Consider the following 26,319-nt stretch of genomic DNA (forward strand, 5'->3'; position numbering starts at 1 on the left):
TACGAATATCTTTCGCGGATTACGCCGATTACCGCTTTCTTCCTATGTGAATGCCTGTGTACTACTGACTAGGGTGTCATCCCCCCGTCGCCACCCCCGCGACACAGAAAAAGAAACCAGGAGTGCACAATGTCTGTTTCATTCAAGGGACGCGCTGCCGCCGTTGCCGGTGGTTTGCTGGTGAATTCTATTGCCCTGGGCAGTATGGGTAACATCGGTACCACCTACGGCGTGCTGCCATTTGATCTGGCCACGGCCCAGGCCCTGAGCCTGTTCAACAGCCAGACCTCTGCCACCTATTACAACCCGGCCTATCTGGCCAAGGACCCGCGCGGCGAACTCACCGCCGGTTTCATGCATGCCGAGCATGAGCTGCGTGCCAACAGCCTGGGCGGCGCCGATGCGCCGGTGCGCAAGGGTGATGTGATTCAGGATTCCCCCTCCCAGCATGTGCTGATCGGCATGAAGACCGACCTCACCTCGCTGACCAAATACGACCACCCCCTCTACCTGGGTCTGATGCTGGGGGTGGAAAAATACGGTGAGGAAATGCTCGCGTTCGAGTCCCAGACTTCCCAACAAGGGCAGTATTTTGAATACGGCCGTGAGCCGCTGTTTCTGAACCTGGGTGGTGCCACCCAGCTGTGGCGAGGTATCGACGTGGGTGCCACCGCGCGCATCACCCTGCACGCGTCAGCGGATCTGGCCGCCACCACCGACCTGGCCGGCAACACCCGTTACGAAAAGCTGGAAGTGTCTGCCAAGCCCTCCATCCGCCCAATCTTCGGCATCAACATGGACTGGGGCGACACCTTCTGCGCCGAGGGTGATGACTGCTGGTTCAACGGCCTGGAAACCGCGCTGGCCTATCGCGGCTATTCCAATACCAAAACCGAAGTGAACGCCAACGCGGTGATCCCCGGTGTCATTTCCAGCCCGGGCCTGATACTGGCCATCAATACCCTGGATTCCTACCAGCCGAATATTCTCAGTGGTGGCCTGCATTACCAGTCCGGCCCATGGCGCACCGGGGTGAGCCTGGAGTGGCAGGAGTGGTCGGCGCTGGAAGAGGAGTTCGAGCGCGACACCATCAAGGACCAGGCCGTTAATGGCGATGTGGGCCAGCTGCGTTTCAAGGACGTGGTGATTCCGCGAGTCGGCGCCCAGTACCGCTTCAACGACACCTTCACCTTCAATGGCGGGGTGGCCTTCAGCGAGTCACCGCTGGATTCCGACGCCTCCGTGGATGTGAACTATCTGGATAGCGACAAGTGGATCGTGGGTCTGGGTGTGGCCGCCGAGTTCAATGAGCCCTGGCTGCTGGCCTACCCGGTGCGCCTGGATTTCGGCTACCAGTATCAGAAGCTGGACGCCCGGGAATTCGATATCTATGACACCCAGTCCGCCGTTTATCCGCAGCCCAGCGAACGGCTGGAAGCGGAAGGTGACGTTCACGTCTTCAGCGGTTCCCTGACCCTGAAATTCTGATTGCGGAGGCAAGTATGATGATGCGAATACTTTCACTGGTTGTCACCGCGTCGCTGCTGGTCGCCTGCGGCGGCGGTGGCAGCGAACAGACGGTGGATTACAGTGCCCGAAAAAAAGGGCAGGTCTATTACAGCTATCCGGCGGATGAGCAGGGCGGGGTGTCGGTGCATGCGCCGGTGGTGGTGCAGTTTTCCGAACCGCCGACGCTGGCTGACGCGGACGTGAGCCTGATCGGGCCGGATGGCCCGGTCGATGTGGTGCTGTCGCGGGCCGACCAGGACCGTTCCCTGGTGGTCACCCCCCAGGCGCCGCTGGCGTTCAACAGCGAGTACCGGCTGCAACTGGCTGGCATGACCCTGGCCGGTTTCAGTGATGGCGAACTGGCCTTCACCACCGGCGCCGCCGGCAAGGGGCCGCTCAGCGAGCAGCAGCAGGCGGACACCTTTACCGTCAGCCGGGTTTCTCCGTCGGGTGATGAGACCCGACCGCTGATGGATTTCTCCACCCTGCATGTGCAGTTCAGCCAGCCGCTGGATGTGAGCACCGTGGACTATGGCACCACCGTCAGGCTGGAAGATGGCAGTGGCACCCCGGTGGAGGCCAGTGCCCTGGCCGGCGGCAACCGCCTCACCGTGGACCCGACCGACGACCTGCAGCCGGGCCAGAGCTATACCCTGATACTGGATGGCGCCCTGAGCAGCCGCTTCGGCACAGGCCTGAGCGGCGACACCGAGTTCGCCGTGAATCCGCAGGATTCGCAGCCCCGCGAGACCCTGGCACTGGAAGCCATGGCCGCCGACCCGGTAAAAGGCTGTAATGAGGGGGGCGTGACACTGTCCCCGCTGACCGGCGCGCCGATCAACTGCGTGCCGCTGATTGCCCGCCTGCTGGGTAACACCACGGTGTCAAAACTGTCCGGGGATGTGTTCGCCGACCTGGCCTTTATCCCCAACTACCCGGATGCCTCGCCGCTGCGGATTCGCAAGGGGGCACTGCTGAAAGGGGAGCCGCTGGAGGTGCTGATCGGTGGTCAGCTGCCGGCCGGGTTTGATTCCGGCGAGGTCACCGTGAATTTCCTGTCCGATGCCACCGGTTACTTGTTGCCGACCCCCTACAGTGCCCGCCCGGAAGCGCCGCGCCGCATCGTGCTGACCCTGGACCTGGCCTTCTCCACCGCCGATTCCCGTGCCAACGGCGCCTTCACCCAGACCCTTGTGCAGGTAGAGCTGGTGGGGCGTGCCATCGTCGAAGAGGGGCGCATGGTCATCGATGCCCTGGGCGTGGTGGAGCCGGAAGTGCTCGGTATCGAAACCGCCTTTGGCGTGCTCAGCTTTCACATGGAGTCTTATCAGGACCAGGAAAACGTGCCCGAACCGCCGGTGGATATCACCGGGCCCAGCCTGCAAAGCTGGCAGCCCGGTGACTATGCGGACCGCTTCCGCCCCGGTGACCCGATTGTGCTCAATCTCAGCGAAACCCCGGATCAGGACAGCATCGACGCCGGTGTCAGTGTCACCCTCACTGATCAGGGTGCAGCGGTGCCGTTCGACTGGAAGCTGGATGGTGCCTCGCTGATCCTCACCCCGGAACAGCCGCTGGCGTTCGGCACCGAGTATCAGGTCACCCTCACCGATGGCGTGGAGGATCTGCATGGTAACCCGGCCACCCCGGAAACCCTGCTGTTTAGCATGCCCGCCTACAGCGCCGATGCCCCGCGTACGCCTTACACCACCACCGTGTACCCGGGCTTCCCCTGCGCCGTGGACCCGGCCAGCCGCGATCTGGGCAACGGCATTCAGGGCCAGTGCGCCAGTGCCTTCCAGGATCAGGCCGGCGACCTGCTGCCGGTGGATGCCATGCCCGCCAACCGGCCCATCGAGGTGCAGTTCTCCCAGGACATGGATACCAGCAGCATGGTGCTCGGCCAGGCCTGCGGTGAGGGCAGTGTGCGGGTGGAAAAAATCGACAGCGCCGGTAACTGCCTGGAAGCGGTGCCCGGTTATCTGTCCCGCAACACCCGCTCAATGACGGTGATTCCCGCCCAGCCCTGGGAAGAAGGCGCCCTGTACCAGTACGTGCTCGGCTCCCATGAAAACACCGGTTGCGGGCAGGACGTGATCTGCTCGGTGGCGGGTATGCCCCTGCAGACCGCCCAGTTGCTGGCGCCGGATGCGGATGCTGGCGGCCCGGACATGGCCATCGCCTTCACCGGTGCCGCGGCCACCAGCAATGTGTTCCTGCCGCTGCGCAACCTGCCCAAGGCGGATGTGAACGCCAACTTCGAGATGGATGCCGGTGAGCAAAAAGCGGTGGAAGACCCGCCGGGCAGTGGTGACTACCCCACGCCTACCAATGCCGCCTCCCTGTTTGTCACCGGCACCGGCGGCCTGGCCACCGGTGCCAACGTGGGCTGTCCACTGAACCAGGATTGCCCCGGGGAGAAATTCACCTACCTGAACGGCGGCATCAACGCGGACATCATCGGCTGGAACGAGGATGAGCAGGCGGTGGAAGTGCTGCTCTATCCGCCGGTACTGATGACCACTAACAGCAGCGTCTATGCCCAGATCCTGGGTCTGGTGGAGCCGGAAGTGCCCACCGAACCACTGGTGATGCGGGCCCGCTATGCGGATGACGGCAATGGCAACCGCACCGAGCCGGTGCGCGGCTATATCCGTCACGATGGCAATTCGCTGACCTTCGACACCACCCTGGATCTGTTTCTGGATGCCCCGGAAATGGAGGCGCCACTGGGGCTGCCGCACAACCTGCACAGCCTGGAGCTCAACGACCTGCAGCTGAACGGCCCGGTGGAATTCCTGCCGGACGGTCGTCTGGTGATCGGCCTGCTCAGCCTCAATGCCCAGAGCATCGATGTCAGCATCGGTGGCGGGGCGGCCACCATTGACCTGCAGATCCCCACCGGTGGGGTCAACCTGACCTTCCAGAGCGGTTCCATCAAGTAACCGCCGACCTGTCGCGGTCCTCTGGCCGCTCCCGCAATCAGCCCTGTGCTGAATCTGTGGGAGCGGTCGTGCGGTTGCGACCGCGATCTCCTCCCCGCGTCCTGCCAAAACAACCGGCCGATCCGGCCCTGTCCATGTCGCCAGCCTATGCCCACCGGCCTCGGGCCGATATAATTGCCGCTCATTTGAATAGTGGTGTTTATATGGGTCATCGAACAGCTCTGTACGACGCGCATCTGGCAGCCGGCGGCAAGATGGTCGACTTTGGCGGCTGGGACATGCCGATCAACTATGGTTCCCAGATCGAGGAGCACCATGCGGTACGCCAGCACGCCGGCGTGTTTGATGTCTCCCACATGACGGTGGTGGATATCGCCGGTGCCGGCGCCCGGGATTTTCTGCGTCACCTGCTGGCCAACGACGTGGACCGCGTCACCCCCGGGCGCGCGCTCTACAGTGCCATGCTCAACGACAGCGGCGGCGTCATCGATGACCTGATCACCTACAAGCGGGACAATGACTACCGTGTGGTGGTAAATTGCGCCACCCGCGAGACCGACCTGGACTGGATGGAAAAGCAGGCCGGCGGTTTCGCCGTGGATATTCGCGAGCGTGCCGATCTGGCCATGCTTGCCATCCAGGGCCCGCAGGCCCGCAGCCTGGTGGCCGGCCTGCTCAGTGGCGCCCGCGCCGAGGCGGTGAACACCCTGAAAGTGTTCGGCTTCGCCGAAGACGGCGACTGGATGATCGCCCGCACCGGCTACACCGGGGAAGACGGCGTGGAAATCATGCTGCCCGGTGCCGATGCGGTGACATTATGGGAGCAACTGCTGGACGCCGGCGTGGCCCCCATCGGCCTGGGTGCCCGCGATACCCTGCGTCTGGAAGCCGGCATGAACCTGTACGGCAACGACATGGATGAAAGCATCACCCCCCTGGAAGCCAACATGGGGTGGACCCTGGCGCTCAACGACCGGGATTTCGTCGGCCGCCAGCCGCTGCTCAACCAGCAGGCCCATGGCCACGGGGAACTGGTCGGCCTGGTACTGGAAGGCAAGGGCGTACTGCGCGCCCATCAGCAAGTATTGCTGCCCAACGGCGAACAGGGCGAGATCACCAGCGGTACCTTCTCGCCGACCCTGGGCAAGTCCATCGCCCTGGCCCGGCTGCCCGCCGGCGCCGGCGGCAAGGTAGACGTGGAAATCCGCAACAAGCGCCAGCCCGCCCAGGTGGTCAAACCGCCTTTCGTGCGTAATGGCAAGGCAGTGTACAAAGCGCTGTAGCATTCGCGATGCAAGCATCGCTTCCCACCGGGTCTCAACGGGACCGGGGTTTGTGGGAAGTCATGCTTGCATGACGAAGACGTTGGCACCCAGGCATGGTTTCAACGACAAGCCTGCAGAACACACAAATTCCGGCGTCATGCGTGCAGCATGTCGCGTGAAGCGTTAACCCAAGGAGACAACAATGAGCGAGATTCCAGCCGAGCTGCGTTATGCCGCCAGCCACGAATGGGCCAAGAACGACGATGGCGTGGTGACCGTGGGCATCACCGAACACGCCCAGGACGCCATGGGCGACCTGGTCTACGTGGAACTGCCGGAAGTGGGCCAGGTGCTGGCCGCCGGTGATGAAGCCGGCGTGGTGGAATCCGTGAAAGCCGCCTCCGACATCTACGCTCCGGTCTCCGGCGAAGTCATCGAGATCAACGAGTCTCTGGAAGACGAACCGGAACTGGTCAACAACGTTCCCTATGAAGGTGGTTGGTTGTTCAAGATCCAGATGAGCGAAGCCGGTGATCTGGACAACCTGCTCACCGCCGACCAGTACCAGGCGCAGATCGAAAGCGAATAACGGCATTACCGTTATTCGCAGCTGCAAGCTACTAGCTGCTAGCTGCGAGTAAAAGACTTTTCTCGTAGCTCGAAGCTAGTAGCTCGTAGCTAGTCCTCAGCGCGTTTTCTGCGCTGTGGACTCAAAGCCAACACCCAACCTATCCAGGTATTACCAATGCCGTATATCCCCCATACCCCCGATGACGTGCGCGCCATGCTCGACGCCATCGGCGCCGACAGCATCGAAGACCTGTTCGATGAAATTCCCGCGCACCTGAAAGCCGCCGGCAAACTCGACGCCCTGCCCGAAAGGTTGAGCGAAATGGACGTGACCCGGCTGATGAACGAGCGCGCGGCCATGGACGCCGGTGCAGTGAGCTTTATCGGTGCCGGTGCCTATCAGCACCACATCCCGGCGGCGGTATGGGAGATTGCCACCCGCGGTGAGTTCTACACCGCCTACACGCCATATCAGGCGGAAGCCAGCCAGGGCACCCTGCAGGTGATCTACGAATTCCAGACCCTGATGACCCGGCTCACCGCCATGGACGTGAGTAACGCCTCCGTCTACGACGGCGCCTCCGGTCTGGCGGAAGCGGTGCTGATGAGCCTGCGTGCCAACCGCAAGAGCAAGTCCCGCAAGGTGCTGGTGCCGGCGGCCCTGAACCCGCGCTACGCCAGCGCCACCCAGGCCATCGTCGAGAACCAGGACGTGGCCCTGGAAACCGTGCCCTTCTGTCAGGAAAAAGGGCAGACGCTGATCGACGCCCTCAAGCACCACGAAGGCGACGACTACGCGGCCCTGGTCATCAGTCAGCCCAACTACTTCGGCAGCCTGGAAGAGGTGGATGCGCTCACCGACTGGGCCCACGCCAACGGCATGCTGGTGATCGCCGTGGTTAACCCCACCGCCATGGCGCTGATTACCCCGCCCGGTGAATGGGGCGAGCAGGGTGCCGATATCGTGGTGGGCGAAGGCCAGCCGCTGGGCGTGCCGCTCTCCTCTGGCGGTCCCTACTTCGGTTTCATGTGCTGCAAACAAAAACACGTTCGCCAGATGCCGGGCCGTATCATCGGCCGCACCGTGGACATGGAAGGCAAGCAGGGCTTCACCCTCACCCTGCAGGCCCGCGAACAGCACATTCGCCGTTCCAAGGCCACCAGTAACATCTGTACCAACCAGGGCCTGGCCATGACTGCGGCCACCATCTACACCTCCCTGCTGGGGCCGGACGGCCTCACCAACGTGGCCGCCCACTGCCACGCCAACACCCAGGCACTGGCCGACAAACTCATCGCCATCGACGGCGTGGAGCGCGCCTTTACCGCACCCACCTTCCACGAAGTGGTACTCACCCTGCCGAAACCGGCGGCTGAGGTGCTGGCGGCCCTGGCCGAGAAAGATGTGCTGGGCGGCGTCAGCCTGGCGAACGATTACGGTATGGTCTCTCCAAAGTTTGAGAACGCGATCCTGGTGAACGCCACCGAAGTCCATTCCGAGCAGGATTTGCAGCTCTTCGAACAAGCCCTGAAGGAGGTGCTGGCATGAGCGAGACACAACTGATCTTCCAACTGTCTCACCCGGGCCGCAGCGCCACCTCCCAGGCACCGAAAGCGCTGGGCGACGACAAGCTGTCAGCGATCCCTGCGCACCTGCGTCGCAAGCAGAAGCCGGGCCTGCCGGAAGTGTCCGAAATGCAGGTGGTGCGTCACTACACCAACCTGTCCAGCAAGAACTTCGCCATCGACAAGCAGTTCTACCCGCTGGGCTCCTGCACCATGAAGTACAACCCGCGCGGCGCCAACCGTGCCGCCATGCTGCCGGGCTTTCTCAACCGCCACCCGCTGGCACCGGAAAGCCACAGCCAGGGTTTCCTCAGCTGCATGTTCGAGCTGCAGAACTTCCTCAAGGAAGTCACCGGCATGAAGGGTGTGTCCCTGGCTCCCATGGCCGGCGCCCAGGGCGAATTCGCCGGCGTGGCCATGATCCGCGCCTACCACGATGCCCGCGGTGATGAAGGCCGTACCGAGATCCTGATCCCGGAAGCCGCCCACGGCACCAACCCGGCCACCGCCGTCATGTGTGGCTACAAGGTGCGCGAAGTGCCGGTCGGCAAAGATGGCGACGTGGACCTGGAAGCCTTGAAAGAAGCCTGCGGCCCGCAAACCGCCGGCCTGATGATGACCAACCCCAGCACCTGCGGCGTGTTCGAACGGCAGATTGAAGACATCGCCAAAGCCGTCCACGAAGCTGGCGGCCTGCTTTACTACGATGGCGCCAACCTGAACGCCATCCTCGGCAAGGTGCGCCCCGGTGACATGGGCTTCGACGTGATCCACATGAACCTGCACAAGACCTTCGCCACCCCCCACGGCGGCGGCGGCCCCGGTGCCGGCCCGGTGGGCGTGTCCGAGCGTCTGCTGCCCTACCTGCCCACCCCCATGGCGGGCCAGCGCGACGACGGCAGCTACCACTGGATCGACACCGACACCCTGGGCACCAGCATCGGTCACCTGAGCGCCTTCATGGGCAACGCTGGCGTATTGCTGCGCGCCTACTTCTACGCTCGCTCCCTGGGCCGCGAAGGCATGATCCGCGTGGGCGAATACTCCACCCTGGCGGCCAACTACCTGCTCAAGCGCCTGGAAGCCGTGGGCTGCACCGCCGCCTACCCGGATCGCCGCGCCAGCCACGAGTTCATTCTCACCTTCGCCAAAGAAGCGAAAGAGCTGGGCGTCACCGCCATGGATATCGCCAAGCGCCTGCTGGACTACAACCAGCACGCGCCCACCACCTACTTCCCGCTACTGGTGCCGGAGTGCTTCCTCATCGAGCCCACCGAAACCGAAAGCAAGGAAGCCCTGGACGAATTCGTGGACGCCATGGCTGCAATTCTGGAAGAGGCTCGCAGCGAACCCGACATGGTGAAAGAAGCGCCCTTCACTCAGCCGGTGCGTCGCCTGGATGATGTGAAAGCAGCCAGAGAGCTGGATCTGACCTGGTCAGAATAAGCGCGGCACCCTTTGCTGTTGGAGCCATGCTTGCATGGCGAACAAGAACCCGGCGAATGCCGGGTTCTTTTTATTCTCCTCTCAGCCCCGATCCAACGGACTCATGACCCCGGCGAAACCTTGCCCAAGCACGTGTGTATAAATCTGTGTGGTATTCAGGTCACTATGGCCAAGTAACTCCTGGACCGTGCGAATATCAGTGCCGTTGAGCAACAACTGTGTGGCAAAGGAATGGCGGAAGGTATGTGAGGTCGCAGGCTTGTTGATCCCCGTATCACGAACGGCCTGGCGAACCGCCTTTTGAACAGCGGATACGTGGATGTGATGCCGTACCCAATTCCCATCTCTGTCCTGGCAAACGTTTGAGGATGGGAATATCCAGTGCCACTGAGAGGAAATATTGGCAAACGGATATTTGCGCGATAGTGCCGAAGGCAGGGAAACCGGTGTTCTCTTATCGGCTGGTGTCTTATTAATTCTGCTTGTTGTTGCTTTGATAATCCTGGTCAGAACAGGAGATAGAGGTTCAGGCAGCAGCGTTGTGCGATCCTTTCCTCCCTTGCCGTCGCGGACAGTGATGGTCTTGTTGTTGAAATCAATATCCTTAATGCGCAGCCGGGCAACTTCTGTCACGCGCATACCAGAGCCGTAGATCAGAGAAATAATCAATCGGTGGGGTTCCGGCAAGAGTTCAATTACGGATAAAGCCTCAGAATGGGATAACACCACCGGGAGTTTGGCAGGCCGTTTAGCGCGACTGATGTTTTCCACCTCCCCCAGAGGCTGATGAATCACATGTCGATACAAGAAAACCAGGGCATTTAGCGCCTGGTTTTGAGTGGCAGCAGCCACATTTCGGCTTGTTGCCAGCCAGGTCAGGAAGAGAGATATGAATCGCCACCAGTTTGCTAGACACCTTTCAGCCATCCAAAATGGCAATCAGAGAGGTATCTATGAGTAGCAAACGCTATCCCGAAGAATTCAAGATTGAGGCGGTTCGCCAGGTGACGGATCGTGGTCACAGTGTGGCCCAAGTGGCTGACCGACTCGGCGTCACCACCCATAGCCTGTACGCCTGGATCAGGAAGTTTGGCCCGGATTCCGAGCAGCATCAGGCCAATGCAGATGACCAAGCCGAGATTCGCCGGCTCCAGAAAGAGCTCAAGCGCGTTACCGAAGAGCGAGACATCCTAAAAAAAGCCGCGGCGTACTTCGCCAGTCAGTCCGATTGAGGTACGCCTTCATTCAGGAGCACAGCGAGCGGTGGCCAATCCGCTCACTGTGTTCTCTGTTGGACGTTCACCCCAGTGGCTTTTACGCCTGGCAGAGACAGCCTCGTTCAGCTCGTGCAATCGAGGACGAGCGCCTGTCCGGGCTGATCAAGCAGTTCTGGCTGGAATCCGGGGCCGTGTATGGCTACCGGAAGTGTCATACCGATCTGCGCGAGAATGGCGAGCGATGCGGGCCCAATCGAGTCCACCGCCTGATGCGCCACGCAGGAATACGAGCGCAGGTGGGGTATCGTAAACCACGCCATAGGGCTGGGGAGCTGCACAAGGTGACACCGAATATCCTTCAGCGCCAGTTCAATCCGCAAGCCCCGAACGAGAGCTGGGTAACGGATATTACCTATATCCGCACACATGAAGGCTGGCTGTATCTGGCGGTTGTTCTAGATCTGTTCTCAAGACGGGTGATCGGTTGGTCAATGCAATCCAGGATAACCAAGGAACTGGCGCTGGATGCGCTGCTGATGGCGGTCTGGCGTCGCAAGCCTGAGGGCAAGGTGGTTGTTCACTCCGACCAAGGAAGCCAATACACCAGCCACGACTGGGACTCGTTTCTGAAGGCGCATGAGCTGGAGGGGAGTATGAGTCGGCGCGGTAACTGCCACGACAATGCTGTTGCTGAGAGCTTCTTCCAGCTGTTGAAGCGGGAGAGAATAAAGCGAAAGATTTACAGCAGTCGGGACGCGGCCCGGGCAGATATTTTTGATTATATCGAGATGTTCTATAACAACCGTCGACGCCATGGTTCTAATGAAAAGCTGTCACCGGTAGAGTATGAAAAGCGTCACCAAGAACGGCAGGGAAGTGTCTAGAGAACTGGTGGCGATTCAATACCTCGCGTTCGGCCATCTCGGCAGGATGGCGTAACTTGTGAAAGCGTATGAAATAGCGAATCCAGTACCAGTAGGTTTTCTCGGTACGGTGACTGTAATGGCGCACCCTGATCGCCTCGCGAAATTGATCACGAAGCCTGGGGCGGCCTGCACACTCCTTGTGCATGGGCGGGCTCCCTATTCTGAAAATACTGTCTTTATGATCAGTATTATTGGTTCAGGAAAAAGAAGAAGTCAACATATTGAATAATGCGTAAGTAGCCCGGTTTGTAACTGACTGACTTTTCTGCTTTTATCTTTCAATATGCAAATTTGCAATCTGTGATATGAAGCCGGCACGTTCATTGGATATTCGAGCCGGCTTCCTAATACCTGTTATGCGGGGGAAACGTGAGAAGAAAGGGGCCACCTTATAAGATTGAATTGGGCGTTCCAGGGCAACAACCTCCTGCGTATGTTAAGTCCATCCAGAAAGGAAAGGTAACCTTAGGTGGAGATGTGGGATTGCTTGGCTTAGGTAACGAAGCCCGTTTTCAAGATTGCGCAGTAGTAGATGACAATGAAGAGCTTGCTGCTCTTATGTGCGATCTCAATGAGAAAGGTGTTGCTTTCGCATATGACTATAAGGAATCCATTTCACCGAGCCGATTCATGGCTATCCTTCAAGACAAGGGAATTGTTGTCGGCTCTTATAAAGAGATATCTTGGAGTGGGCCGAAGAACTGGCATTTGACGGTATATGAAATGGAAGAGGACGCATAACAAGGCGCTGCTGCCGACAAGCGGCAGAGCGCAGCGTTATACGTAGGGAGATATCGTGCCAACCGCAACATTAAAAATGTTCCTTGCGTATGGGGATCCAAAGCGGCTAAGGACTGTTGAACTATCGAACTGGACTGGCAAAGCTGTTTCGGGCCCACGAAGCGAGTTCGATAAAGTTCTGGAGCGCGAAGAGTCTCAAGGATCAGGTGTTTACTTTCTGACAGGCACCGATCCAGAAACCAATAAAAGCGCCATTTACATCGGAGAGGCGGAGTGCGTCCGAGACAGGGTGAAATCTCACCTTTCCAAGGATTTCTGGAATAACATCACCTTCTTTGTAACGAAGGACGAGAATCTAACCAAGGCTCACATCAAATATCTTGAGGGGCGATTGATCGATATAGCCAGAAGAACGGAACGATCAATCGTGATGAATAGCCAAGGGAGTGGTGCAAAACTGCCCGAGTCAGATAGAGAGGACATGGAGGTGTTTCTCGAAAAGATGCAGCAGGTGCTTCCTGTTCTGGGCGTTGAGGCATTTCTGGATAAGTCCTCTTCTACTGCGCCAGGAAAAAATCGGAAAGAGTTGCTCAGCTGTAACATCAAGGGCCTAGTCGCAACGGGCTACTTGACTCCTAATGGCATTGTCGTTTTGAAAGGATCGCAAGCCGTTCTCGAAGAAAGAGCTTCGGCGCAAAAGTGGCCGAGCGTGCTTGCTCAGAGAAACAAGCTTATCGAAGATGGTGCTTTGATCGAAAAAGACGGCGCCTATGTTTTTGTCAAAGACGTAGAGTTTTCGAGTCCTAGCTCGGCAGCGGCCACCATTCATGGTGGTAGCGCAAATGGGCTAACCGCTTGGGTAAATAAAGATGGGTTGCAGCTTAAGCAGCTCGAAAACGTATAACAATCAGCAGCACTCGGACAGCGCTTTGCGCCGCCGGTGTGCAGCGCGTTACAGGGACTTGCATAGCAAATTATGAGAAGGGAAGCAGTAGTCGAAAATATTGAACTCAACCCTCTCGGAGAATTCCGGATGGGTTGTGATGCCTACGGCATGACGATCAAAACGAATTTCGGTGAAATTGAGACGTTTAGGGATGTCCCGGTCATGATTGGACAAACCGATCACTCAAAGTTTGTTGAGCAGTCGTCATGCAAAGGTTATCTCTTGATCAAAGGTGCGTTTGCCACCTACATCGTGGATATCAAAGATCAAACCATTAGCGTTTACAGAGCTACGGTGCGTGGCGTTAATAATGAGTGGTGTGACGAAAACCCGATCTACGGCGAAGAAACTCGTCACGTACAGGGCTTTAGCCGTCACTACCATCTTCAGTTTCCCTTCGTAAGCAAGGATCGTTTTCACCAGGTTTTCGGAGACTACGAAGCCCTGCGTAGACGCCAAATTCAGGAGCTGACCGGTGCCCTGTAACAAGTCAATCAAGTTCGTTCCGGCCTTCGGCCTCCACCGGACGCCCCTGTCGGGCCGCCGCTTATTTCGGCGTTAACTGTCATGGAAGATTCGAGTGAAATTTGAAGTATCGAGCAATCTTAAAATCAGTCCGGAAGATGTTTCCGAGCTGCTCACCATGAGGGGAGTGAATAGAGAACTTAGCCCTATTATCCGCATGACAGCTCCCGCAGATTGGTCAAGCAAACCTATTTTTGAATGGCCTACGGGTAAAGAGCTATTTTCAAGCTGGATACTTCTTTTTTGTTGTTCCTTCCGATGCATCGCTGACTGTCGCAGCCACAGGAATTCGCTGGGTTTTTGCGATCTGGGCAAGCTCGTTACTGTTATTGGCACTGGCCTTTCTGGTACGCTGTTATCGGTTGCGCCGGTTTGTGCGTGAAGAATAAATGAAGATCGCTGTCTGATGGTGCGTGCTTGTCACAGGATTTAAAAAACCGTCGGGGCGATCTTTGTTAGCATCAGACCGTTGCCAGTTACGGAGAGACAGTTTGCACCACTCTCCCATCGACAACCCTGTCATCATGGATGAAATGCTATGACGGAAAAACGCACCCTGCCCACCTCGACGATTCTGCTCCCGGTTTTTATTCCGGCTGTGGTGGTGTCGCTTCTGTTGATCATCGGCACCATCAGTGACCCGGAACGGGCCGGCGAGGCCTTTAATACGGCGCAAGCCTGGATTACCTCGAATTTCGGCTGGTTCTACATGCTGGCGGTGGCGCTGTTTCTGATTTTTATCGTCGGTGTGGCGATGACGCGGTGGGGTAATATCAAGCTTGGCCCGGATCATTGCGAGGCGGAATATTCGTTCCCGGAGTGGTTTGCCATGCTGTTTTCCGCCGGTTATGGCATCGCCTTGCTGTTCTTCGGGGTGGCCGAGCCGGTGCTGCATTACGCAGAACCCCCGGCGGGCGCCCCGGAAACCGTGGATGCGGCCAAGCAGGCCATGCAGATCGCTTTCTTCCACTGGGGGTTTCACATCTGGGCGATTTACGGTCTGGTCGGGTTGGTGATGGCGTACTTTGCTTTCCGTCATGGTTTGCCCCTGTCCATGCGTTCGGCGTTCTATCCGCTTATCGGTGAGCGGATTTACGGGCCCATCGGTCACGCCATCGATGTGTTCGCGATTCTTGGCACCATGTTTGGTATTGCCACCACCCTGGGGTTGTCTGCCGCGCAGATCAACGCTGGGCTGAATTATCTGTGGGGTGTGCCGGTGGCCACCTGGGTGCAGATTACCGCCATTGCCATTGTTACCGCGCTCGCCACGGTGTCGGTGGTGGCGGGCATGGACAAGGGTGTGAAGCGTCTGTCGATTCTTAACATGGTGCTGGCCGTGGCGTTGATGGCCTTCGTGTTTGTGGTGGGGCCAACGATCCATATTCTGGAAAGTTTCCTGCAGAACACCGGCAGCTATTTAAGCGGCATTGTCGAGCGCACCTTCAACCTGCAGGCCTATACCCACAGCGACTGGATCGGTAACTGGACCCTGTTTATCTTCGGCTGGACCATCGCCTGGGCACCCTTTGTGGGGCTGTTTATTGCCAAGATCAGCCGCGGCCGCACCATCCGCGAGTTTGTGGTGGGGGTGATGCTGGTGCCGTCCCTGTTCACCTTCCTGTGGTTCTCCGTGTTTGGTGATACTGCGCTGAACATGATCATGAACGAAGGGGTGACCACCCTGGTGGGCGATGTGCAGACCGACAAGGCGGTGGCCCTGTTCAAGCTGTTTGATGAGCTGCCGTTGTCATCGTTTGTGTCCTTCCTGGCGGTGTTGCTGATCATCACTTTCTTTGTGACGTCGTCGGATTCCGGTTCCCTGGTGGTGGATTCGCTGGCATCCGGTGGGGTGCTGAATACGCCGGCCTGGCAGCGAATTTTCTGGGCGGTGCTGGAAGGCACTATTGCCGCAGTACTGTTGTTGGCGGGGGGGCTCAAGGCCTTGCAGACCATGACCATCGCCAGTGCCTTGCCCTTCGCCGTTATCATTATTCTGGCGGCGATTGGTATGTGGCGGGCGCTGGTGATTGAAGGGCACCGGGAAACCAGCTTGCGCATGCACATGGCGACCCGTCGTCACCTGACCGGCTCCCAGTGGCGCCATCGTCTGAAAGGCATGATGGATTTCCCTGGCCGTGACAATGTGGAAGCCTTTATCCGCGGCGCTGCCATGCAGAGCATGGAAAAAGTGGTAACGGAAATGAAAGAGTCCGGCTGGGATGCCAAGGTGCTATTCGATGAAAACCTGATCCGCGCCGAGTTGCAGGTGGAGCGTGAAGGGCATGTGGGCTTTGTCTATGACATCCGTCTGGTCAGCCAACCGGTGCCCGGTTTTGTCACGGCGGGTGGCGCTTCCACGGTGATGAAAGAGGAAAACTATTACCGTGCGGAGGTGTTCCTGCGCCGGGGTGGTCGCTCCTACGATGTGTTTGGCTACGACGAGGATGACATCATTCGCGACATTCTCGACCAGTTCGAAAACTACCTGCACTTCCTGGATCACACCCCGGGCAAACTGCCCTGGGAAATGGGCGAGCACGATGACCTGCTGCATCCGCCGGAAGATGAAGGCAAAGAAGAGAAGTAGGTAGGGCCTGCAGAGGCAGATTCGCGATGTGAACATCGCTTCCCACATAGCCTTACGGCGAAGCACGAACGTTGTGGGAAGCGATGCTTGCATCGCGAAGGGTTGGGATCATAGTGGCGAGCTACGAGCTACGCTCGTTGGATAGGGAAAGGGTGGAAAGTTCCCAAGACTTGGATATTTCTACGAAGCCGCTGTAGGAGTACCTCTTGAGGTGCGAACCGCGCTTGCGCGGAAATCGACCGAAGGGCGATCAGGAATGCCAGCACTCGACAGATTTCCCTGAGAAGGGGAATGCTATCTTTCGATAGCCTCGCTGCGCTCGGTTCGTCCCCTGGAAGGGAACTCCTACAGCTTTCCCGAAGGATATGGGGTTCAATAAAAAACGAGGGCAGAGACTCTGCCGTTTGGCGAATCCCTGCCCGCGTTGCAGCTAGAAGCTAAAAATTCCGCCTCTGCTTGGCCAGTTTCTCCAGCCACATCAGCGTGTCCACCTGGGTGACCAGGTGATCCAGGTAGGCGGGGGAAAGGTCGCGCAGGGTTTCCAGGGCGCGGGTGACCAGGCGGTGGGAGTTGAGCGGGCCGGCGTCGCTGGGGGTCTGGTGAATGGCCTGCTCGATGCGCTGGCGTTTGCGCTGGCTCTGCTGTTTGGCGCGGACCTGGCGCAGGGCTTTCAGCTCCCGGGGGCGGGCGTCCGTTACCGGAGCGGCGGGCGTCTCGATGCCGTGGCTGGCCAGCACGCTTTGCTCCTGTTGTCGTAACAGGGCGGTGACCGGATCGCTATTGTCGTCTTCTTCCTGGGCCGGCTGACTGCTGGCGTAGCAGGCGTGCAACGCGCTAAAGGCAGAGTGCACCGGCTGTTGTTGGCGGCTGCGCAGATGGCGCAGCAGGGCTTTCAGATCGCCCTGTTCCCGCAGGGCAGCAAAGGTGTCGCCAAGCGCGTCCTCAGCCAGCTGCGTATCCGCCCGCGCGCCTTCGACCTGAAATTCTTCCTGAAAACGCTCCAGTGAGGTGGCCAGCCGTGCCAACGGTGTGGCGCTGACCCGTGCCAGTTTGCCGAGACGCTCGGTCTGGGCTTCCAGGTAGCGGAAGCGGACCGGGGCATAGCGGTGGGCACCCTGTTCGCGCAGGGTGGCCAGCTGTTCGCTGATGGCACTGAGCGTGGTGGTATCAGCCATTGCTGTCCGCTCCCTCCACCTGTTGCTGGGCGGTGCTGACGTTGGCGCCCTGGCGGGGCACGGTGGTCAGTTCCACCCGCCGGTTCTGGGCCCGGGTGCTGTCGCTGTCGTTGGGTACTACCGGCTGATGAGGGCCGAAGGCGGCGGCGAACACCTGGTCGGCGGGCATGCCCTGGTTGATCAGGGTGCGAGTGACCGTGAGCGCCCGCTGGGCGGACAGGCCCCAGTTGTCCTGGTAACGGCGGTTGCCGCGCTGGATCGGCAGGTCATCGGTGAAGCCGCTGACCATCAGCAGTTCGTCGTGCTGGTCCAGATAGACCTGTAGCGGCTTGGCCAGATCCCGCAGCAGCACTTCGCCCTCCGGCTGCAACTGGTCGGAGTTGAGCTGGAACAGCACGCTGCCGCTGATACCGATACGGCCATCGCGGAAGGTCACCCGGCCACTGGCCAGGGGATCGGCCAGGGCCTCTTCCAGGGCCTGGCGGCGTTGTTCCTCGGCTACCCGCCGGGCTTTTTCCTCTTCCAGGGACTGGCTCAGTTCCAGCTGGATGCCGATGACCCACACCAGTACCAGCACCAGAATGCCCACCAGCGCGGCCATCAGGTCGGAAAAGATGGCCCATACCGGCGAGCTGTCGCTGTCGTGCAGATCGTCCATCAGTTGACCTCGCTGGTCTGGCGTTCTTCGCTGTGGTCGACGTTACTGCCGGGGGTGGTGTTGGCGCCGTTGAGCGTGCCCAGGGCGTCGATCACTTCCTTCTGGGAGGCCATGCTCAGTTCGATCACCTCACGGGCCTGCTCCACGTAGTAGTTGAGCTGTTCATCGGCGCGGGCGGAGGACTGCTCCAGGCGGCTTTCCACCTGTTGCAGGTTGTCCAGCAGCTTGTCGTTGGCCTCGCTGAACACCTGCACGGCGGTGGCGAAGGCATCACTCAGGCTGGCCACCTCGGCGGCGCTGCCGGACACATCACCGGCCACCTGGTCGAGCTGTTCGCTCTGGGCGCTGACCTGCTGGGCGAAGGTGTCGCTGACCTGGGTCAGGGTTTCGCTGGCGGCGGTGATCAGGGTTTCGATGGCTTCCCGCTGGGCGCCGGCGGCATCGCGCTGGCCGCTCAGCAGGGTGTCCAGCTCGGCCATGATGCGGCGGCGCTCTTCCAGCAACTCGTTGTCCCGTTCGCTGCTGCGGGTCATCTCTTCGCGCAGTCGGCTGATCACTTCCGCTGCCGCTTTCGGGGTTTCCGAGGCGGTCTCGATCAGGCGGGTCATGGGGGCTTCCAGGGCGGTACCCAGGCGGCCCAGGTGCTCGCTGACGGTGCCTTCCAGCTGTGCCAGGCGCTCGCCGGCGGCCTCGCTACGGCCTGCTTCCGCGTCACGCAGGGCAATGAGTTCCTCGCGCACGGTAGCCACCAGGGTCTCCAGGCCGGTTTTCTGGCCATCCAGCAAGCCGGTGGCGCTGTCCTGGAACTGCTGGTTGTGTTCGCTCAGGGCGCTGCGCAGTTCGCTGATCAGGGTAGTGCCGGAGGCCTGTTGCGCCTCGATACCGTCGCGCCACTGGGTGGCGGCCTGGTCGCTGACTTCACGGAACTGGCCGGTGATGGCGGTGAGCTGTTCTTCGCTGGTGCGGGCCAGTTGCTGCTGGGTGTCGCGGACTTCCTGCAGCAGGCTGTGGCCGGTGTTCTTCTGCTCGGCCAGGCCTTGCTGCCACTGTTGCAGGGCTTGCTCGCTGGCGCTGCGGAACTGCTCGGCGATGGCAGCCAGCTGCTGTTCGCTGGCACTGCCCAGTTCTGCCTGGGTGCTGCGCACCTGCTCCAGCAGCTGGCTGCTGTTGTCGCGGAACTGGTCGTGGTGGGCGGCCAGGGAGGTGCTGATATCGCTGACCAGCCGGGCGCTGGTCTGCTGGTGCTGCTCGAGGCCCTGCTGCCAGTGCTGGGCGGCGGCTTCGGTGGTTTCACGGAAGCGCTCGGTGAGGGTGGCGAGCTGCTTCTCGGTAATCGCGTTGAGCCGTTCGTGGGTGCCCTGTACCTGCTGGCTGAGGCCGGCCAGGGATTGCTCCATGATCGGCTGGATATTTTCCACCGCCAGGCGGCTGCTGTCCGCCAGGGTTTCCTTCAGGGACTGGCTGACGGAATCCGCCAGGGTGCGGTACTGGTCGGTGAGGGTGTGGTGGAAATCCTGCTGGTTGCGGGTCAGGGACTCGCTGAGCTGTTCGCCCATCTGCTCCATGCGCCCGGTGAGCCCCTGCAGGGCGCTGACCAGCTCCGGGAAAATGCGGGATTGATCCTGCAGCGCGGTATAGGCGGACTGACGCTGGTGATCCATTGAGAAGGCATGCAGTTCCAGGTCCACCCGATCGTCCAGTTTGCGCGACACGGTCATACGATCGCGGCGGCACAGGGCGGCGCTGAGCCCCAGCATGGCGGAGGCGGCCACACCGGCGATGGAGGTGCCGAAGGCCAGGCTCAGGCCAGCGATGGGGGCGGCCAGGGCGCTGCGGATAGCGGTCAGTTCGCTGCTGCCATCCAGGGCAGTGGCGGCCCCTTGCAGGGTGACGATCATGCCCACGAAGGTGCCCAGCAGGCCCAGCATGACCAGCAGGCCGGTCAGGTAGGGAGTGAGCTGGGGGCCGGGCAGCGGTGCCGGATGACCGTCAATGCGACGCTGCACGGCGTGGCGCAGGCTGCCGGGCAGGGCCTTGAGCCAGTGGCTCAGGCCGTCGCGGCTGCTAGGCAGGTCATCGAGCTGCTGGTCCAGGGTGGCGGTGGTGCGGCGAAAGCGCAGCAGTTCGGCAAAGCCCAGGGTGTAGGCGGCGGCGATGATCAGGGTCACGGTCAGGGCCACCGGGTGAGTCAGAAAGGTGGCGGCGATCCAGACCACGGCAATGGCGCCGAGCAGAAAGGGGACAGCAAAAAGAAAGCGTCTCATACGGTCTTGCTTACCTCGTTATTGATGGACTGGTTGCCCGTCGCGTCAGCGGCGAGGGCATCCAGCAGGCCGAGTATGGGTTCCTGGCGGGCATCCAGCTCGGCAAGTAACAACAGTTGCAGTTCGCGTCGGAACTGGCTCAGCCACCCTTGCGGGCTGAGCCAGTCCTGGGCGGTGTGGAAGGGGTCACGGGTATCCCACAGGGTGCGATAGCGTTTTTCCAGAAAACCGGGCAGGGCGCCAAAACAGTGACGCACATAGCCGGCCATACTTTGTTCAAACACCGCGTCCAGTTCCGCCAGCCGGGCCATGGCCTCGCTGTGGCCGATGAGGCGGCGGCGGGCCCGCTGACGCAGGTTGCTGAGCCCGGCGATCATCTGTCGCTGGTGGGCCTGGTAGAAGCGTTCGTAGGCGCCGAAGGTGGGGCGCTTGTCTGCCGGGGCATCGTCCCTGAGCGGCGGCAGGGGAATCACCGAGGCAGCCTTTTCCCCGGCGAAGCTGCGGCTCAGGTGAGCCAGCAGGGTGTCGCGGGTTTTCAGCAGGTCCGCCTGCAGCCGCTCGGTGGCGTCCGGCTGCGGTTCAAACGGGCCTTTGGGGCGGTACTGGTTGGCTCCGTCCAGGGCAATGGCATCGGACAGATCGAACAGCCGCCCCAGACGCTCGGCAAAATCCCCATGGCTGGCGCGGGCTGCCTTGTGATCCAGCTGGGTCAGCAAGGCCACCAGGCGGCTGCCGGCGGGGCCGGATGGGGAGGATGTGTGCGTCCTATGCATACTCTTGGTTATCCATGCTGCAGGGTATACGCGAGCGAGCCGGCCATTCTAATCGGGAAAGGGCGGGGATGATAATGCGTCTGTCGGTTGCGCGCTGCTGGCGCCAGCGGGGACAGGGTGGTGAAATGGGTTCAGTTGCCTGGGTTCCCGTTTTCGCCACGGCAGGGGTTGGGGTGTTCGCCTTGTGAACAAGGCTCCAACGGGTGGGCAGGATGGATCGCTCGTTCAAAGGGAGACCGATCAGGATTAGCCATGCTGCATTGCGATGATCACGACTACCTGGAAATTGCCTGCACGTTTCGTCTGCCGGTAAGGCTAATACTGAAGGACGGCGGCAGTCTGGAAGGCGTTGCCCGGGATACCGGTTATACCCCTGACAGGCAGGAGTGTCTGTTGCTGGAAGTGGGCGGTGAGCGCCGGCCTGTGATCATGGCGCAGATCAAAACGCTGATTGCGTTGCAGGATAATCCGCATTTTTCTGTGGTGGAGTTGGGATGACGCTGCAGCTTTGCCGGGTTGCCCTGGCATTTATCTGGATCTACCAGGGCATCGTCCCAAAATGGCTGGGGCCGCACGACGACGAGCTGGCCATGAACCAGGTATTGGGTGCCAGCCACGAACAGGCGGTGTGGATTGCCTATGGCGGCGGGGCGCTGGAGGTATTGTTGGGGCTGACAATACTGGTCTGGTGGCGGCGCCACTGGCCGTATCAGTTGTCTGCGCTGGGTATCGGCCTGCTGTCAGTGTTCGTATTGTGGTTGGCGCCGCAGTTTCTGTTGGCAGCGTTCAATGCGGCGACAGTGAATGCGGCGATTCTGGCGTTGTCGGTGATCGCGCTGGTGGAGTTAAGATGCTCTTGAAAATGCTTGTCTGATTGCGGAAAGGTGTGGCTGATTCAGAAGCTCCTTAAATCTGCGACTCAATGGGCAGCAGTGACAGCAACCAGACGCGAAAGCGTTGCCAGCCGGAGGTTTCCGGGTCGTGATCCAGGGTGACGGGAGTGCCGTCATCGGTGGCCTGCCATTGCAGCTTCTGCGCGTCATTCAGCGAGAGTCGCCAGGCGGAATCGCTGGCAACCCAGCGATCAAACAGGTCGCTGAGCTGCTGGTTGAGAGACGGGCTCTCGATCAGCAGGCCGACCTCCGTATTTTGTAACAGCGAACGGCCATCCAGGTTCACTGAACCAATGAAACTGCGGTCATCATCGATCACCAGGGTTTTGGCATGAAGGCTGGCGCGGGACTCACCTTTAAACCAGTGCATACGTTGCGGCTGCCCCGCTTCGGCCCGCAATTCCCAAAGATCAACGCCGCTCTGTAACAGGTCTTTCCGGTAGCGTGCATAACCGCTGTGCACAATGGCCACATCGGTGGTGCTGAGTGAGTTGGTGAGAATGCTGACGTCCACGCCCCGGGCTTCCTGGCCGGCAAACAGTACAACGCCTTGCTTGCCGGGGATGAAGTAGGCGGAGCTGATCTGGAGCCGCTGATCGGCGCTGTTGAGAATGCGCCGCAGGTCGTTGAGCAGGTATTGGTCACGCTCCACCCCGGCATCGGGAAGCACCTTTTCCGGTGGATCGGCGAACAGGGTGGCCTGTCCCCATTCCAGTGGGATCTGTCCGGCGATAAGTTGACGGCCCAGGCTTGAGCCTCGCAGCGCCTGGGCAAACTCGCTCTGTCTCTGTTCCTCGATAAAGGCGGCCAGGAAGTCACGCAGCTCTTCCAGGGTCAGACTGGCATCCTCGGCATCCATCACCTGGTCCACCTCCAGGGTTGCCGGGCTGTTCCAGTAGGTGTCGAAACTGTGGGTGCCGGCATTGACGATGGGACCTGCCGCCAGCACATCCACGTCCTGAAAATCCACATTGGTATTGGAGAAGTACTCGTCGGCCAGATTGCGTCCGCCGGCAATCATCACCAGCGAGTCGGCCAGCATTAGCTTGTTGTGCATGCGGTGATTGGAGCGGCTGAAGGTAGCCGCCATTTCCATCAGGCGCAGCGCCCCGCTACGGGTCTTTATCGGGTTGAATAACCGGATCTGGATATTCGGGTGGCTATGGAGGATGGCGACCAGGGGGTTATCCACCCGTGTGCCCAGGTCATCCACGAGTAACCGGACTCGCACCCCGCGGTCCGCCGCTTCCAGCAGTCGAGAGATGATGATGCGGCCGCTGGTGTCGTTGCTGAAGATGTAATACTGAAGATCCAGGGACGTTTGCGCCTGTTCAATCAGAGCTACCCGGGCGACAAACGCGGAGAGGCCGTCGTCGAGCAGATAGAAACCGGATTGCGCGTTGCTTTCGCGGTCTTTCAGCGCTGCTTGCCCGGCGTCTGTCAGCGGGCTGTGTGCCGGTGGGGCGAGGGAATAGCTTGCCGTGCGCTCGCCGGGATCAAAACTGGCACAACCCTGAACAAAGAAGACAATAACAATCAGGACTGCCCAAAGGGGAATGGGGTTACGAGAGAACATGAGCGTGGCCCTGATGCTTGCTAGTCGTCGTGATCGTTCTTTTCGTCCATGTTCCGGGAGGCCGTGCGGGCATCTTCCAGGGCGGCAAACTGTTCCGAAATCAGTGAGCCCACTTCCTGATTGACCTTGCGGATGGTGTCGTATACCAGGCCGATGGTCTTGCGCTGTTTTTCTTTCAGGGTGCCGGCCTGCTCTTCAAACAGGCCCAGCTTTTCCAGTGCCTCAAACGGCAGGCTGGCAATATGCTGGTGGACTTCTTCGACGGAAGTGGCGCCGTCCTCGATGGCTTCCTGAATCATGTCCTTGAGCAGTTCCGCTCGTTCAATTTTTTTCTTCATTTTCCGGGTGACCTGTTGGTGAAATCATTCACCGCAATGTAACGGAAACCCCCGGGTACGGCCACAATTGCAGGGGTGTGACTGACCGATTGTCTGACGTAATAAACGGTTACAGCTGGTTGCCTTGACCCCTGTGGAGGAATAGGGCCAATCTGGAAACGGATTCATTGTCATCATGCAGAGACTTCCAAGGAGTCATAACCATGGAGAATGCCAAGCAGATGCTTGCCGATATCAAGGGCAAGCTGGAAGAACTGGAAGCGGAGCTGGAGCAACTGGAAGCTCGTGGTGTGGGCGCCAACGGCGATGCCGGTGTCGAAGCAGAGCGCCATCAGTTGGCGCTGCAGGATGTACTCAGCGACATGCAGCAGCGTATTGATGAATACCATGAGCTGGCCGACATGGATGCGGACGGCCAGGGTAACTGGCAACAACTGGATCACGACCTGAAAGATCTGAATAACGATCTTTATGGCGCCAACTGATTGTTGGTTAGGCTCTCCGGGCATGCTCACTTTGTCATGAAGAGGGAGATGCCACTTTTATTCATTAGCCGGCGTTAGCCATGACTGGACTGATGATTCGCGCGGAAACGCCGGAGGACATTCCCGCCATAGCCGCGTTGATCGACACGGCATTTGCCAATGTCACGCATAGCGATCAGCGCGAAGCACAGATCGTTGATCTGCTTCGCGAGAGCGATGCCCTGGCGGTGTCGCTGGTCGCCGTGCGCAATGGAGAGATCCTGGGTCATGTGGCGGTATCACCGGTAACCCTGTCCGACGGAAGCCGCCGCTGGTTCGGCATCGGTCCGGTGTCAGTGCTGCCGGACTGTCAGGGAGAGGGTATCGGCTCGGCACTGATGCAGGCGGTCATCACTGCATTGCGTGAACAGGGGGCGGCCGGCTGTGTGCTTCTGGGGGACCCGTCCTGGTATCTGCGCTTTGGTTTTGTGGCGACACCTTTGTTGCGCCTGTCCGGCGTTCCGGCGGAGTATTTCCAGGCGTTGCTGCTGGAAGGCGGCTGGCCGGATGCCCAGGTGCACTACCATCCGGCGTTTGCCGGCTGAGTTCCCGAGTTGCTTGCGCCCCCATGGCTCGTGCTCGCTACATCACCAGCAACTGTCCCAGCCCCAGTACAGCAATGAAGCCGATGCTGTAGGCCACCAACAGATACAGAAAATAGCGCAGATAGCTGACAAAGGTCAGCGCTTTCACCTTGCTCATGGCGATCACACCGGCGGCAGAGCCGATGATCAGCAGGGAGCCGCCCACGCCCACCGAATAGGTCAGCGACAGCCACTCCGGCAGGGTCATCTCGATACCGGAATTGAGCAGTGCAGCGGTGTAGTGGCACGTTGTCGAACATGGCCGAGGCAATCCCCACCAGGAAGTTGGCCGCCACCGGTGGCATCAGGTCATACAGTGCCGGGAAGTAGGCCAGCATGCCCAGTTCCTTGAGCATGCCTACCAGGAGCAATACTCCGAGGAAAAACAGCAGGGTGTCGAATTCGATCTTGCGGATGTAATCCAGCACCGGCTCGTCCTTGTTGAGAAACTGCACCACCAGGAACATCAGTGACAGGCCAAACAGGAAACACAGTACCGGCGGAATCCCGAAAGCCACGTTGCCAGCGATGGTGCCGAGAATGGTGGCAAAGAACAGCACCGCAATGGCCTTGTCGCCCCGGTCGATCGTGCTTTCCTGTTTCTTGATCACTACCTCACCGCTGAGCCCCAGCGACAGCATGCCGGCCAGCACCGCCACGGCGCCGGCGGCGGGCAGGCTGAGCAGCAGCAGATCGGGGATTTCCACCTTGTCCGCCAGGAAGATCATCAGCGTTGTGACATCGCCGGTGATCAGGGCGGTGCCACCTGCATTCACCGAGAACACCACCAGCACCACATAACGCAGCAATTTTTCCGTAGGCAGTTTCAGGTTCATCAGCACCGCAATGCACACCAGGGTGGCGGTGATGTTGTCGGCCAGGGAGGAGAACAGGAAGGCAAACAGGCCGGTGAGCAGCATCAGTTTGCGTTCGCTGATGCGGGTGGGCATCAGTCGATTGACGATGCTGTCGATGATGCCCTTGCCGGACAGATAGGCCACAAAGGTCATGGCGGCCATCAGGAACAGCCACAGGGTGGCGATATCCAGCAGGTTTTCGTCCAGCCTTTCCATCAGCACTTCATGGCTTAGATGGGCGGGTGGGGCGATGAAAAGCAGCAACCAGGCCAGGGAGCCGAAGAACAATGTGGTCTTGGCCTTGTCGATGTGGACCATGTCTTCGACGACGATGGACAGAAAACCCAGTGCTACCAGAATCAGTAAAACGGTGCTCATGACGGGCATCTCTCACGGCAGGAAGTGGAGGGCGGCGGTATTCTAGGTTCTTT

General features: G+C 59.9%; 23 protein-coding genes and 2 pseudogenes. 16 read left to right on the top strand and 9 right to left on the bottom strand.

From position 1 onward, the window contains the following. Positions 1 to 129: 129 nt before the first annotated feature. The 6 genes from KZ772_RS14435 to gcvPB all read left to right on the top strand — a co-directional run bounded on the left by KZ772_RS14435 (position 130) and on the right by gcvPB (position 9,301). Positions 130 to 1,488 carry an outer membrane protein transport protein gene (locus KZ772_RS14435; protein ID WP_290537218.1) on the top strand — a complete coding sequence of 453 codons (1,359 nt, stop codon included), beginning with the start codon at positions 130 to 132 and terminating at the stop codon, positions 1,486 to 1,488. A gap of 14 nt (positions 1,489 to 1,502) precedes the next feature. After that, positions 1,503 to 4,454 carry an Ig-like domain-containing protein gene (locus KZ772_RS14440; RefSeq protein ID WP_290537219.1) on the top strand — a complete coding sequence of 984 codons (2,952 nt, stop codon included), beginning with the start codon at positions 1,503 to 1,505 and terminating at the stop codon, positions 4,452 to 4,454. Between the two features lie 203 nt (positions 4,455 to 4,657). Continuing rightward, positions 4,658 to 5,737, top strand: a complete 1,080-nt coding sequence (gcvT, locus tag KZ772_RS14445; RefSeq protein ID WP_290537220.1) for a glycine cleavage system aminomethyltransferase GcvT — start codon at positions 4,658 to 4,660, stop codon at positions 5,735 to 5,737. Between the two features lie 184 nt (positions 5,738 to 5,921). Then, positions 5,922 to 6,308, top strand: coding sequence for a glycine cleavage system protein GcvH (gcvH, locus tag KZ772_RS14450; RefSeq protein WP_290537221.1), 387 nt, complete (start codon positions 5,922 to 5,924; stop codon positions 6,306 to 6,308). Positions 6,309 to 6,464: 156 nt separating this feature from the next. Next, the gene (gene gcvPA / locus KZ772_RS14455; protein ID WP_290537222.1) at positions 6,465 to 7,838 is read left to right on the top strand and encodes an aminomethyl-transferring glycine dehydrogenase subunit GcvPA; all 1,374 of its coding nucleotides are present in this window, start codon (positions 6,465 to 6,467) and stop codon (positions 7,836 to 7,838) included. Next, complete coding sequence (gene gcvPB / locus KZ772_RS14460) at positions 7,835 to 9,301, top strand: aminomethyl-transferring glycine dehydrogenase subunit GcvPB (protein ID WP_290537223.1); 1,467 nt, start codon at positions 7,835 to 7,837, stop codon at positions 9,299 to 9,301. Before gcvPA ends, gcvPB begins: the two co-directional genes overlap by 4 nt. An 81-nt stretch (positions 9,302 to 9,382) precedes the next feature. Here gcvPB and KZ772_RS14465 read toward each other — a convergent pair whose 3' ends face one another. Further along, entirely contained in the window at positions 9,383 to 10,228 is an 846-nt protein-coding gene (locus KZ772_RS14465) for an integron integrase (RefSeq protein WP_290537224.1), read from the bottom strand. Between the two features lie 26 nt (positions 10,229 to 10,254). Here KZ772_RS14465 and KZ772_RS14470 point away from each other — a divergent pair. Next, positions 10,255 to 11,402, top strand: a protein-coding gene (locus KZ772_RS14470; protein ID WP_290537225.1) for an IS3 family transposase whose coding sequence is annotated in 2 segments (ribosomal slippage) — positions 10,255 to 10,492 and positions 10,492 to 11,402 — 1,149 coding nt in all. Because the reading frame shifts where the segments join, the coding sequence is not laid out codon by codon here. A gap of 19 nt (positions 11,403 to 11,421) precedes the next feature. Here the strand turns inward: KZ772_RS14470 and KZ772_RS14475 are convergent. Beyond that, a pseudogene (locus tag KZ772_RS14475) lies at positions 11,422 to 11,589 on the bottom strand (phage integrase N-terminal SAM-like domain-containing protein); the annotation flags it as partial. 224 nt (positions 11,590 to 11,813) lie between these two features. Here KZ772_RS14475 and KZ772_RS14480 point away from each other — a divergent pair. The 5 genes from KZ772_RS14480 (at position 11,814) to KZ772_RS14500 (ending at position 16,246) form a co-directional block, all read left to right on the top strand. Further along, on the top strand, positions 11,814 to 12,185 hold the full coding sequence (locus KZ772_RS14480) for a hypothetical protein (protein ID WP_290537226.1): 372 nt from the start codon (positions 11,814 to 11,816) through the stop codon (positions 12,183 to 12,185). 55 nt (positions 12,186 to 12,240) lie between these two features. Further along, a complete protein-coding gene (locus KZ772_RS14485) occupies positions 12,241 to 13,089 on the top strand; it encodes a GIY-YIG nuclease family protein (RefSeq protein WP_290537227.1) in 849 nt (282 codons plus the stop codon). Between the two features lie 129 nt (positions 13,090 to 13,218). Beyond that, positions 13,219 to 13,617 carry a hypothetical protein gene (locus KZ772_RS14490; RefSeq protein ID WP_290537228.1) on the top strand — a complete coding sequence of 133 codons (399 nt, stop codon included), beginning with the start codon at positions 13,219 to 13,221 and terminating at the stop codon, positions 13,615 to 13,617. A 94-nt stretch (positions 13,618 to 13,711) separates the two neighbouring features. Next, positions 13,712 to 14,038: a hypothetical protein gene (locus KZ772_RS14495; RefSeq protein ID WP_290537229.1), complete on the top strand. Its 327-nt coding sequence runs from the start codon at positions 13,712 to 13,714 to the stop codon at positions 14,036 to 14,038. A gap of 156 nt (positions 14,039 to 14,194) precedes the next feature. Then, complete coding sequence (locus KZ772_RS14500; protein WP_290537230.1) at positions 14,195 to 16,246, top strand: BCCT family transporter; 2,052 nt, start codon at positions 14,195 to 14,197, stop codon at positions 16,244 to 16,246. A gap of 437 nt (positions 16,247 to 16,683) precedes the next feature. Here KZ772_RS14500 and KZ772_RS14505 read toward each other — a convergent pair whose 3' ends face one another. From KZ772_RS14505 to KZ772_RS14520, 4 genes are read right to left on the bottom strand one after another with little or no spacing between them, the layout of a single operon-like run. Beyond that, positions 16,684 to 17,421: a DUF2894 domain-containing protein gene (locus KZ772_RS14505; RefSeq protein WP_290537231.1), complete on the bottom strand. Its 738-nt coding sequence runs from the start codon at positions 17,419 to 17,421 to the stop codon at positions 16,684 to 16,686. Further along, positions 17,414 to 18,079 (bottom strand): OmpA family protein, encoded by a 666-nt coding sequence (locus KZ772_RS14510; RefSeq protein WP_290537232.1) that lies wholly within the window; start codon positions 18,077 to 18,079, stop codon positions 17,414 to 17,416. Before KZ772_RS14510 ends, KZ772_RS14505 begins: the two co-directional genes overlap by 8 nt. Next, positions 18,079 to 20,343, bottom strand: coding sequence for a DUF802 domain-containing protein (locus tag KZ772_RS14515; RefSeq protein ID WP_290537233.1), 2,265 nt, complete (start codon positions 20,341 to 20,343; stop codon positions 18,079 to 18,081). Before KZ772_RS14515 ends, KZ772_RS14510 begins: the two co-directional genes overlap by 1 nt. Continuing rightward, on the bottom strand, positions 20,340 to 21,116 hold the full coding sequence (locus KZ772_RS14520; RefSeq protein ID WP_290537234.1) for a DUF3348 family protein: 777 nt from the start codon (positions 21,114 to 21,116) through the stop codon (positions 20,340 to 20,342). The genes KZ772_RS14515 and KZ772_RS14520 overlap by 4 nt, the downstream gene beginning before the upstream one ends. 252 nt (positions 21,117 to 21,368) lie before the next feature. On the opposite strand from KZ772_RS14520, the gene KZ772_RS14525 reads away from it, so the two are divergent. After that, a complete protein-coding gene (locus KZ772_RS14525) occupies positions 21,369 to 21,614 on the top strand; it encodes a Rho-binding antiterminator (RefSeq protein ID WP_290537235.1) in 246 nt (81 codons plus the stop codon). Next, entirely contained in the window at positions 21,611 to 21,976 is a 366-nt protein-coding gene (locus KZ772_RS14530; RefSeq protein WP_290537236.1) for a DoxX-like family protein, read from the top strand. Before KZ772_RS14525 ends, KZ772_RS14530 begins: the two co-directional genes overlap by 4 nt. Positions 21,977 to 22,022: 46 nt before the next feature. Here KZ772_RS14530 and KZ772_RS14535 read toward each other — a convergent pair whose 3' ends face one another. After that, positions 22,023 to 23,585: a phospholipase D family protein gene (locus KZ772_RS14535; protein WP_290537237.1), complete on the bottom strand. Its 1,563-nt coding sequence runs from the start codon at positions 23,583 to 23,585 to the stop codon at positions 22,023 to 22,025. A gap of 20 nt (positions 23,586 to 23,605) precedes the next feature. Beyond that, positions 23,606 to 23,923 (bottom strand): hypothetical protein, encoded by a 318-nt coding sequence (locus tag KZ772_RS14540; protein ID WP_290537238.1) that lies wholly within the window; start codon positions 23,921 to 23,923, stop codon positions 23,606 to 23,608. A gap of 203 nt (positions 23,924 to 24,126) precedes the next feature. Here KZ772_RS14540 and KZ772_RS14545 point away from each other — a divergent pair, with 203 nt between their 5' ends. Both KZ772_RS14545 and KZ772_RS14550 read left to right on the top strand, forming a co-directional pair. Further along, positions 24,127 to 24,408, top strand: a complete 282-nt coding sequence (locus KZ772_RS14545) for a hypothetical protein (protein WP_290537239.1) — start codon at positions 24,127 to 24,129, stop codon at positions 24,406 to 24,408. An 80-nt stretch (positions 24,409 to 24,488) separates the two neighbouring features. Next, a complete protein-coding gene (locus KZ772_RS14550) occupies positions 24,489 to 24,992 on the top strand; it encodes an N-acetyltransferase (protein WP_290537240.1) in 504 nt (167 codons plus the stop codon). A gap of 37 nt (positions 24,993 to 25,029) precedes the next feature. Here the strand turns inward: KZ772_RS14550 and nhaD are convergent. Then, positions 25,030 to 26,266: pseudogene (nhaD, locus tag KZ772_RS14555) on the bottom strand (sodium:proton antiporter NhaD). Positions 26,267 to 26,319: the final 53 nt, after the last annotated feature.

The sequence above is a fragment of the Alcanivorax sp. genome, assembly GCF_019431375.1.
Classification (GTDB): domain Bacteria; phylum Pseudomonadota; class Gammaproteobacteria; order Pseudomonadales; family Alcanivoracaceae; genus Alcanivorax; species Alcanivorax jadensis_A.

Excerpts from the sequence above, each read along its gene's own strand:
- KZ772_RS14530 (WP_290537236.1), top strand. The coding sequence starts at position 21,611 with ATGACGCTGCAGCTTTGCCGGGTTGCCCTGGCATTTATCTGGATCTAC.
- gcvH (WP_290537221.1), top strand. The coding sequence starts at position 5,922 with ATGAGCGAGATTCCAGCCGAGCTGCGTTATGCCGCCAGCCACGAATGG.
- KZ772_RS14440 (WP_290537219.1), top strand. The coding sequence starts at position 1,503 with ATGATGATGCGAATACTTTCACTGGTTGTCACCGCGTCGCTGCTGGTC.
- KZ772_RS14535 (WP_290537237.1), bottom strand. The coding sequence starts at position 23,585 with ATGTTCTCTCGTAACCCCATTCCCCTTTGGGCAGTCCTGATTGTTATT.
- KZ772_RS14550 (WP_290537240.1), top strand. The coding sequence starts at position 24,489 with ATGACTGGACTGATGATTCGCGCGGAAACGCCGGAGGACATTCCCGCC.
- gcvPB (WP_290537223.1), top strand. The coding sequence starts at position 7,835 with ATGAGCGAGACACAACTGATCTTCCAACTGTCTCACCCGGGCCGCAGC.
- KZ772_RS14520 (WP_290537234.1), bottom strand. The coding sequence starts at position 21,116 with ATGCATAGGACGCACACATCCTCCCCATCCGGCCCCGCCGGCAGCCGC.
- KZ772_RS14510 (WP_290537232.1), bottom strand. The coding sequence starts at position 18,079 with ATGGACGATCTGCACGACAGCGACAGCTCGCCGGTATGGGCCATCTTT.
- KZ772_RS14545 (WP_290537239.1), top strand. The coding sequence starts at position 24,127 with ATGGAGAATGCCAAGCAGATGCTTGCCGATATCAAGGGCAAGCTGGAA.
- gcvT (WP_290537220.1), top strand. The coding sequence starts at position 4,658 with ATGGGTCATCGAACAGCTCTGTACGACGCGCATCTGGCAGCCGGCGGC.
- KZ772_RS14500 (WP_290537230.1), top strand. The coding sequence starts at position 14,195 with ATGACGGAAAAACGCACCCTGCCCACCTCGACGATTCTGCTCCCGGTT.
- KZ772_RS14505 (WP_290537231.1), bottom strand. The coding sequence starts at position 17,421 with ATGGCTGATACCACCACGCTCAGTGCCATCAGCGAACAGCTGGCCACC.
- KZ772_RS14540 (WP_290537238.1), bottom strand. The coding sequence starts at position 23,923 with ATGAAGAAAAAAATTGAACGAGCGGAACTGCTCAAGGACATGATTCAG.
- KZ772_RS14435 (WP_290537218.1), top strand. The coding sequence starts at position 130 with ATGTCTGTTTCATTCAAGGGACGCGCTGCCGCCGTTGCCGGTGGTTTG.
- KZ772_RS14465 (WP_290537224.1), bottom strand. The coding sequence starts at position 10,228 with ATGGCTGAAAGGTGTCTAGCAAACTGGTGGCGATTCATATCTCTCTTC.
- KZ772_RS14490 (WP_290537228.1), top strand. The coding sequence starts at position 13,219 with ATGGGTTGTGATGCCTACGGCATGACGATCAAAACGAATTTCGGTGAA.
- KZ772_RS14525 (WP_290537235.1), top strand. The coding sequence starts at position 21,369 with ATGCTGCATTGCGATGATCACGACTACCTGGAAATTGCCTGCACGTTT.
- gcvPA (WP_290537222.1), top strand. The coding sequence starts at position 6,465 with ATGCCGTATATCCCCCATACCCCCGATGACGTGCGCGCCATGCTCGAC.
- KZ772_RS14515 (WP_290537233.1), bottom strand. The coding sequence starts at position 20,343 with ATGAGACGCTTTCTTTTTGCTGTCCCCTTTCTGCTCGGCGCCATTGCC.